Source organism: Halorhodospira abdelmalekii, from assembly GCF_016583625.1.
Classification (GTDB): Bacteria; Pseudomonadota; Gammaproteobacteria; order Nitrococcales; family Halorhodospiraceae; genus Halorhodospira; species Halorhodospira abdelmalekii.
Genome location: NZ_NRRN01000074.1, coordinates 1 through 9,258, shown reverse-complemented (window position 1 = coordinate 9,258; position 9,258 = coordinate 1). Strand labels below are relative to the sequence as shown.

At 61.4% G+C, this 9,258-nt stretch carries 4 protein-coding genes; 3 read left to right on the top strand and 1 reads right to left on the bottom strand.

The features are described 5' to 3' along the window. Positions 1–291 precede the first annotated feature (291 nt). The 3 genes from CKO15_RS12730 (at position 292) to CKO15_RS12720 (ending at position 7,624) form a co-directional block, all read left to right on the top strand. Positions 292–3,867: a PAS domain S-box protein gene (locus CKO15_RS12730; RefSeq protein ID WP_200196927.1), complete on the top strand. Its 3,576-nt coding sequence runs from the start codon at positions 292–294 to the stop codon at positions 3,865–3,867. A gap of 179 nt (positions 3,868–4,046) precedes the next feature. Continuing rightward, on the top strand, positions 4,047–6,095 hold the full coding sequence (locus CKO15_RS12725) for an ATP-binding protein (RefSeq protein WP_207124131.1): 2,049 nt from the start codon (positions 4,047–4,049) through the stop codon (positions 6,093–6,095). A gap of 140 nt (positions 6,096–6,235) precedes the next feature. Then, entirely contained in the window at positions 6,236–7,624 is a 1,389-nt protein-coding gene (locus CKO15_RS12720) for a dihydrolipoyl dehydrogenase (RefSeq protein ID WP_200196920.1), read from the top strand. A 369-nt stretch (positions 7,625–7,993) separates the two neighbouring features. Here the strand turns inward: CKO15_RS12720 and CKO15_RS14245 are convergent, their stop codons facing one another. Further along, entirely contained in the window at positions 7,994–8,425 is a 432-nt protein-coding gene (locus CKO15_RS14245) for a zinc ribbon domain-containing protein (protein WP_242464789.1), read from the bottom strand. Between the last annotated feature and the right edge of the window lie 833 nt (positions 8,426–9,258).

Sequence of the window (9,258 nt, the reverse complement as noted above, 5' to 3'; positions counted from 1 at the left end):
CACCACACGAAAATAAGCCCGTTTTGGCCCAAAATCGGAAAATTGACGTCCAGCACCTGAACAAAAATCAATCGATGCTGTAATCTTCGGCTTTCCACGCCGAAAGCCCGATTACTTCAGCGTTTCCTTAGATGGTGGGTATTGAACTCCGTTGAAAAAGCGATAGAATCACGATAGCGTTGGTGCGGCGCATCACACCCCCCCCGGTAGTTGCCCGCTGACCGACTTGTGCTGCCCCGTTGTTTGCGCATGGGGCGCGTCACCCCACGGATGATTGGGGCAGGGGGTTGTATGGATGGCAGTAATATCGGGCAACGCCAACTTGATTTTTTCCAAAACTTGCTCGATAGCTCCCCTGGGGCTCTCTGCGCCCTTGATCCAGCGGGCCGCTTCACCTATCTCAATGCCGCCGCCTGCCAACTGCTTGGCTATCCCGATGAGGCCGCGCTGCTCGGTGTAGAGTTCGCCTCTGTGCTCGACGCCGACCGCACGCCGCTGGAAACAGCCGCGGTCACTACACGATTGCTTGCGGTTGCGACGACCGGCGAACCGCTCTGCGGTGACACGATGGTGTGGCTACAGCCACGTGTGGGCAATGCATTCCCGGTCGCGATGGAGGCGGCAGCGCTGCGCAGCGGAGAGACGGCAGCGGGAGGCGTGGTGCTCACCTTGCGGGACTGCACCGCTCAGCAGGCGCGCGAGCGCTTTCAGCAGCGACTGATCGCGATCCTCGACAGCACCCCCGATCTAGTCTCTCTCCACGACACCGATGGCAATTTGATCTACTTCAACGAGGCCGGCAGGACGCGCTTCGACCTGCCGCAGTTACCGCGCCTCGGTGATACTGGGGGAGCCCACGCTGACGACAGCTTGCCACCCTGTCCCTCCGTTGAAGAGGCGATCCGCCGCTGCCACCCACCATGGGCGGCCGAGCGGCTCCTGAACGAAGGGCTGCCGACGGCCTGGCGCGAGGGCCTGTGGCAAGGCGAGACGGCCTTTCTTGATGTCGAAGGTCAGGAGATTCCCGCCTCACAGGTCATCATCGGCCACCGTGACGCCTCCGGTAACGTGGTCCAACTATCGGCGATCATCCGTGACATCTCTGAGCTGAAGCGGGCTCAGCAGGAGGTGGCGGAGAGCGAGCGGCGTTTCCGTCTGATCGCCGAGCATGTCCGCGATGCGTTTTGGCTACGCACCCCGGAGCGGACGCTGTACGTCAATCCCGCCTATGAGCGGATCTGGGGAGAACCCATAGCGCACTTCTACGCCGATCCACACAGCTTTCTTAACAGCGTTCACCCGGAAGACCGCGAAGAGATTGAATCCGCTTTGAAGCGAGCCATTGAGACTCACGAAACGCTCGACATGCGTTACCGGATTGTCCGCCCCGATGGTGCCGTGCGCTGGATAGAGAGCCAAAGCCAACCCATTACGGTCAGCGGCACAGCAGAGGTACTGCGTGCGGGTATCGCGCGCGATGTCACCGATGAAGTGGTCGCCGCCGAGCGTATCAGGCAGCTGGCGGCGATCTTGGACAACACGCCAGACATCGTAGCGCTGCACAAGGGCAGCGGTGGCCAACTGCTCTACCTGAACGCCGCTGGTAGAGCGCTGGTTGGGGCGGAGGCGGAAGATGTTGAAGGGGGATGGTGTGATCCTGATTCCCCGTCACTGTCGCCGCACCCAGTGGAAGAGGCGGCCCGCCGTTTCCATCCACCATGGGCGGCCGAGCGGCTCCTGAACGAAGGGCTGCCGACCGCGCGACGCGAGGGCCTGTGGCAGGGGGAGACGGCCCTCATCGGGCGTGATGGCGAAGAGATTCCGACTTCACAAGTGCTGATTGCGCATCGCAATGCAACAGGCGAAATCACCCACTTATCGACGATCTTACGTGATCTCTCGCGCCGCAAGGCCATTGAGACCCGCTTGCGACAGCGTGAGGCGGAACTGGTCCAACAAGAGACCCTCTATCGCGAACTGGTGGAGAGCCACCCCCATCTGATTGGTCGCTATGCGCCTGATACGACAACGCTGTTTGCCAATCAAGCCATGGTCAATTTTTTCGGCCTGCAATCCGAGCAGCTGATCGGAAAGCAGTGGCTGGCGCAGCTTCCCGAGCAAGAGCGTGAAGCGGCCCGCCGCTATCTGGCTCAATTCACCCCCGAGGCACCGGTCCACTCGGTCGAGCTTCCGCAGCGGCGGGCGGATGGTCAAGTGCGCTGGATTCACTGGACCAACACCGCCCACTTTGACGAGCAGCAGAACCTGACCCACTTTCAAGCCGTCGGTGTCGACACCACGGAACGACGACGCGCCGAGGAGGCGCTGCGCGAAAGCGAGCAGCGCTTCCGCGAGATGGCGGAGAGCATCGACGAGGTCTTCTGGGTCCGCACGGCCGATGAAATGCTCTATCTCAATCCGGCATACGCACGGCAAACCGGGCTCCCCCTCGAGAGTACATACGCCCACCCAAACAACTTCATCGACCACATTCACCCGGAAGATCGTGAGCAGATCGCCACCAAGATCTACGAGAGCGCTGCCGGCGGAGCCGATTTCGATGAGGTCTTTCGCTATATTCGGCCCGACAACGGTGAACTGCGCTGGTTCCACTCCCGTTGTTCACCGATCTACGGTTGCAACGGCGAGATCCTCCGCAGTGTCGGCGTGGCCCGCGACATCACCGACCGGCAGGAGGCGCTGATCCAGCTGGAAGCCGCCAACCGCGCCAAGACCGACTTCCTCAACGCGGTCAGCCACGACCTGCGCACCCCCCTGAACGCCATCATCGGCTTCACCGATCTGTTAGCCGAGTCGTCGCTTGATGCCGCGCAGCGGCGTCAGGTCGAACTGTGCCAAGCCGCCGGCTGTACCCTGCTCGGACTGATCGATACGCTGCTCGATCTGTCTCGCCTAGAAGGCGGCCGCTTTGTGCTCCAAAACGAGCCCTTCGCCCTGCGTGCCTTTCTCTCCGAGCAGATGGCGATCGTTGCCGGACAGGCAGAAGAGAAGGGGCTGCAGCTGGAGTGGTCGGTCGATGCTGATGTTCCGGAGCCGCTATTCGGGGATACCATCCGCTTTAGCCAAGTGCTCTTTAACCTGGTCGTCAACGCCATCAAGTTCACCGAGCGTGGCCATGTCGTGGTCCGCATCACACGCTACTGTGATCGATTGCTACAGGTCGAGGTCGAGGACAGCGGCCCCGGTATTCCGATTGAGCTGCAGCAGAAGATCTTTGAACCGTTTGAGCGTGGCACGGCCGATGCTAGGCGGTTGCAGGGGAGTGGCCTCGGGCTGGCGATCAGTCGCGAGTTGGTGCAGATGATGGGCGGAACGCTGCGGCTTAGCAGTATCCCAGGAAAGGGCTCGACCTTCCGCTTCACTGCGCAGCTGATCCCCGACAGCGGGGAGGCGGTTGCGCACCGCGGTAGTAACGATGATTGCAACTGTACAGCCATGTCGGAAGAGTCCGTCTCCATCGACGGGGTGCGGGTCTTGGTGGCGGAGGACGATCCGACCAATACGCTGCTGATCCAGGCACTGCTGGAGCGCTGTGGCGCGCAACCGACCATCGTGGAGCACGGCCAAGCAGCGCTGGAGGCCTGGCAGGAGGCGGAGGATGAATTCGATCTCATCCTGCTCGACGTAAAGATGCCGGTTCTCGACGGCGCCCAAACCGCCCAGGCTATCCGCGCCGCTGAGGCCGAGCAGGGGCGCCCGCATACACCGATTGCCATGCTCTCTGCCCACGCGACTGCCGAGGTGCGCAAGCAGTGCCTGCAGAGCGGCGCCGATACCTATCTGACCAAGCCGATCCGCCTGGATGCCCTCGTTGAGCTGCTCTGTTGGGCGAGGTGCCGGTCGTGAACCAACAGAAACCCTGCACTGATCATCGCACCGATCCTGACGGGCAGTCGCACCAGAGAGCGTCGAGTTACGCCGCCCGCATGGCGCGTCCGCTCTCCCCGTTACTCTTGCTGCTCCCCCTCCTGCTGCTAGCCCTCTACCCACTGACAGCATTAGCGACTGCGACTACAGACGCCGCTATGAGCGCAAGCATGCAAGGGCAGAGTGACGGAGAGCGAGGCGAGGCTGGCGTGGGTGTGCCGGGAGAAGTGCAACTCAGCGAGGAGCAGCGCGCCTACGTCGCCGCTCGCGGCACCGTACTCTACTGCGTTGATCCCGAGTGGGCACCGATCGAATTTCTGGACGACCGGGGGAAACACCAAGGGATCGGCGCTGACCTGCTTACGCTGGTAGCAGAACGGGTCGGGCTGAGCCTGGAGGTCTATCCAGTGCGCACCTGGGAGGAGTCACTGGAGGCATCAAAAGCGGGCCGGTGTGACTTTATCAGCCTATTGAACCGCAGCCCGGCGCGTGAGGAGTGGCTGACCTTTACAGCGCCGTTGCTGATCGACGACAACGTCATCATCACCCGTGAAGATCATCCGTTTGTCATCGATCTTGATCGCTTCGATGGCGCACGCATGGCGCTCCCCGCCGATACTGCAATAGCGGAGTGGGTGCAGCGCGACTTTCCCGACCTCCAGCTGACCCTGACGGAGACGGAACACGATGCCTACACGCTGGTCGCAGAGCGGCAGGCGGAGATGACCGTGCGCCCACTGATCATTGCCGCCTACACCATCCGTAGGGACGGCTGGTTCAATCTGCGCATCTCCGGAGGGCTGCCGCAGTACGAGCACCGCCTACGCATGGGGGTGCGCCGCGACGATCCGCTGCTCCACGCGGTACTCGACGCCGGTGCGCGCAGCATCAGCCAGGACGAGATCCAGGCCATCATCAATCGGCACGTCAGCGTGGTCAGACACGAAGTCATCGAAGAGTCGATCTTCTGGCCGCTCTTCTGGATGCTGTTGGTGGTGATGGCGACCAGCAGCTTCTGGATTTGGCGGCAACACGCGCTGAATCAACGCCTCAACAAGCTCAATCGCACCAAGACCGATTTTCTCAATGCGGTCAGCCACGACCTGCGCACCCCACTGAATGCCATCATCGGCTTTACCGACCTGCTCACCGATTCACCGCTTACCGTCACACAGCGCTACCAAATTGAACTGTGCCGGGCATCCAGCCGAACCCTCTTGGGACTGATTGATAGTCTCCTGGATTTGTCACGCATTGAGGCCGGACACCTCGCCCTTCACAAAGAGCCTTTTGCGCTGCGCGTCTTCGTCTCCGAGCATATGGCTATGGTCGCCGGACAGGCGCAGGAGAAAGGGTTGAAGCTAGAGTGGTCGGTTGATGCCGATGTTCCAGAACGCCTATTCGGAGACACGGTTCGGTTTGGCCAGGTACTCTTCAATCTGGTCGTCAACGCTATCAAGTTTACCGAGCATGGCTATGTCCTGGTCCGTATTACGCGCTACAACGATGAACTGCTACAGGTGGCGGTCGAAGACAGCGGCCCCGGTATTGCGCCTGAGCTGCAAACGCGAATATTCCAGTCGTTTGAGCGAGGCACAGCAGATGCGAAACGGCTACCCGGCGCAGGCCTCGGGCTAGCGATCAGCCGCGAACTGGTGTGCATGATGGGGGGAACGCTGTGGCTTCACAGCACACCGGGAGAGGGGTCAACCTTCTTCTTTACCGCTGCGTTGCTGCCAGAGAACGAAGGAACCGTGCTAGATACCCAGAGTGCCGACTGCCGTTGCGCACCAACGGCGGCAGGAGAAGAACCAACCACCGTCGGGATGCGGATCTTGGTGGCGGAGGACGATCCGACCAATACGCTGCTGATCCAGGCACTGCTAGAGCGCTGTGGTGCGCAGCCGACCGTGGTGGAACATGGTCAAGCAGCCCTGGAGGCCTGGCAGCAGGCGGAGGAGGAGTTCGATCTGATCCTGCTTGATATGCAGATGCCGGTTCTCGACGGGGCCGGTACGGTACGCGCCCTGCGCGCCGCTGAGGCCGAGCAGGGGCGCCCGCATACGCCGATCGCCATGCTCTCCGCCCACACCACAACCGAGGTGCGCGAGCAGTGTCTGCAGAGCGGTGCCGACACCTACATAACCAAGCCGATCCGTCTGGATGCGCTGAGGGAATTGCTCTGTTGGGCCCGGCAGATGCAGTAGCCACGGCCACAACCCTCGCGTTGGGCGCACTGAATAGTTACGCTTAGCGTAAAGTAAGCAAGTCAGTGACCCGGTCACCCTGTTCGATTCGCTTCGGACCCACTTACTCACTCACCCACCCACTACGCTGGAGGTCGCCGATGACCGATTTTGAGACCGACGTAGCCATCATCGGCGCTGGCAGCGCCGGCTTGCGTGCTTACCGGGCCGCCGCCGCCCAAACCAAGCGGGTGTTGCTCATCGAAGGTGGACGCTACGGCACGACCTGCGCAAGTGTTGGCTGCATGCCCAGCAAGCTGCTGATCGCCGCTGCCGACGCTGCTCACCGCGCCCAGCACGCTGGCGACTTCGGCGTCCACGCCGGCTCGCTTGAGATCGACGGGCGCGCCGTCATGGAGCGCGTGCGCAAACTGCGCGATCGCTTTGTCGGCGGCGTCGTCAGCAACACCGAAAAGATCCCAGCTGCACGGAGGATCCACGGCTACGCCCGCTTCGAAGACCCACAGACCCTGCGTCTCGAAGACGGGCGGCGAATCCGTGCTGCGCGCACCGTGATTGCAACCGGTTCGCGGCCTAACGTCTTGCCGATGTTCGACGGCCTCGGTGACCGGGTGGTGGTCAACGACGATCTCTTCGAGTGGACCGATCTGCCCGAGTCGGTGGTCGTCTTCGGCCCTGGGGTGATTGGCTTGGAGCTGGGCCAGGCACTGCACCGACTCGGCGTGCGCGTGCGCATCTTCGGCATCGGCGGCCTGCTCGGCCCGCTGACCGATCCGCGTGTTAAGGAGGCCGCTGAGCAGATCTTCGGCGACGAACTGGCTCTCGATACCGATGCGCAGGTCGAGTCGCTGGAGCGCGCCGGCAATGCGGTCGCCGTCCGCTTCGTCGACCGCAGCGGTGCCACCGTCGAGGAGCGCTTCGACTACCTGCTTGCTGCTACCGGCCGCCGTCCGAATGTCGATCAGCTCGGGCTGGAGACGACAGGTCTTACCCTCGATGAGCACGGCGTGCCGCTCTTCGATCGCCACACCATGCAGTGCGGCGATCAACCGATCTTTATCGCCGGTGATGCCAATCACGACAGCCCCGTCATGCCCGATGCCTTCGATGAGGGCGAGATCGCCGGAACCAACGCCGGCCGCTATCCGAAGATCGAGCCGGGGCGACGTCACTGCCCGATGAGCATCGTCTTCACCGAGCCGCAGATGGCACTGATCGGAGCGCGCTACGCCGATCTATCCGATAGCGAGTGCGCAATCGGCGAGTTCGACTTCTCGGGCCAGCCGCGCGCTATGGTCATGGGCGAAAACCGAGGCATCGTCCGCGTCTACGGCCGACCAACAGACGGCGCCCTCCTCGGGGCCGAGATTCTCGGGCCGCGTGCCGAACACTTGGGCCACCTGCTCGCCTGGGCAATCGATGCCGGAATGACGGTCGAACGCACCGCCGACCTGCCCTACTATCACCCCGTTCTGGAGACCGGCATTCGCAATGCGCTCGACGATCTAAACAGAAAAATGAAATCGTGACGCAGGATCAGGACCGGGACCGGGACCGGGACCGGGACCGGGACCGGCGCGATGATGAATCACCCCCAACGCCTCTTCTCGAATAACGGGCGAATAACGGGGACAGGCACTTCCCTGCTCTCGGCACTTCCCTGCTCTCGATTACTCCCCAGGAGCGACGCCCCCGCGGGCAGCAGCCGGGAACGCGTGGTCACGGACGCACCCGGCTGCCCGAGTTGCCGGTTCGCGAAGAAGGATGTCGGCAGCCATTCACAGTCGGGAAGGCGAGGTACAACATATAGGGGCACGTCGGTGGTTGGCTACCCTGGGGCAAGCTTCTACCACCCACACAATCCGCGAAGGGACCGTCTTCTTCTGCTGCTCCGAATTTCATACTCGAAAGTGCTCATTCGGTGATTCGCTCTCCGTTGATAGCACCCGGGTGTGACCGGGCGAGCAACTGGAGTCCTGGTTGAGCAGTCCCAACCGGAGGCGCTCAGTCCGTTCCAGCAAGATCGCCTTGACCCGCTTGAACGGAGTGAACCGCTCAATATCCGGGTCAAACAACCGTGCTAGCACGTTTCGCGCAGCGTTCTGGTCTGCCTGCAACACAACCCCGTCGGAACAGTAAAATTGATCCCCTCTCCGCTTGCCATCTAGGCAACCGGTTCGGGAATCCATTTGCGATGTGTAGGCCGGATTGACCAGAACGACCGTAGAACCTCTACGGCTTGAAACGCTGTCAAGCGCTTCGGCAATAACACCTTTCGTCCAGCTTGCCAGCCGACGGTTAATATTCTTGCCGAAGGACTTGCTCGCCATTGGGGCGGTTAAATCTTCTGCCGCGATCACGGCGGCTTTATCGACTACCTTATGAACGGATTGAAAGACGATGTCGCGAAGTTGCGCGTGGGTCTTATCCATTTGTCGGTTCAGTTTTTTGCGNTCTGACAACACCGGACCGAGTGTTTGACCATGATGTTCACCATCAGAATCGACCAACACCTCGGAGTAACCCTTATCGACGCCGATGGTGCGCCCACCACAGTCTTGTTTGACTTCTGCTTCAATGGCGTAATGCACTTCGAGCCGATCATCGTCTTTGATGATGATACGCAGGGTGCCGGTCGGCTCAACGATGGTGTGAAGCGGAATGGCGATGCGCTGACCTCTCACCAAGCCAGGAATTTTGATCCAGGCACGCCCACCAAGTTGGAAGGTGGTGTAGTTATCCGAGCGCACAATGATTTGGTTGTGAGTGTGATTATGACCATGCTTCCAGTGCTTGCGCATCACTCGGCGTAAATAAGGATCGTGTACCCAGGCGTTGCCTTTGAGCGCGGTGAACAGGCGTTTTTGTTCGCTCTTGTCCTGGGTGTGACGCAAGATGCAGCGGCGCGCTTTGACCTTGGCCGCTTCCATAGTGGCGGTGATGTCGCCTTTGGCATCGCGCAGCGTCTCTTTCCAAGCATTGGCCGAGACCGGGAAAACGCGGCCTTGGCCCAGCCAGGCGTCACGAATCTGGCGGTCGCTTAACCCAACGCCGCCAATCGAGCCAAAACACTGCCAAGTCTCGGAGCGCACCTGCCCGAGTCGTCGCGCCTGTTCGCGCAACGCCCCGACCTTGCCTTTGTTCGGGCGCTTGGCGCGCACAA

What these genes read in the sequence shown, in the direction of transcription:
- CKO15_RS12730 (WP_200196927.1), top strand. Translation starts at nt 292, where the DNA reads ATGGATGGCAGTAATATCGGGCAACGCCAACTTGATTTTTTCCAAAAC.
- CKO15_RS12725 (WP_207124131.1), top strand. Translation starts at nt 4,047, where the DNA reads ATGAGCGCAAGCATGCAAGGGCAGAGTGACGGAGAGCGAGGCGAGGCT.
- CKO15_RS12720 (WP_200196920.1), top strand. Translation starts at nt 6,236, where the DNA reads ATGACCGATTTTGAGACCGACGTAGCCATCATCGGCGCTGGCAGCGCC.
- CKO15_RS14245 (WP_242464789.1), bottom strand. Translation starts at nt 8,425, where the DNA reads ATGGCGAGCAAGTCCTTCGGCAAGAATATTAACCGTCGGCTGGCAAGC.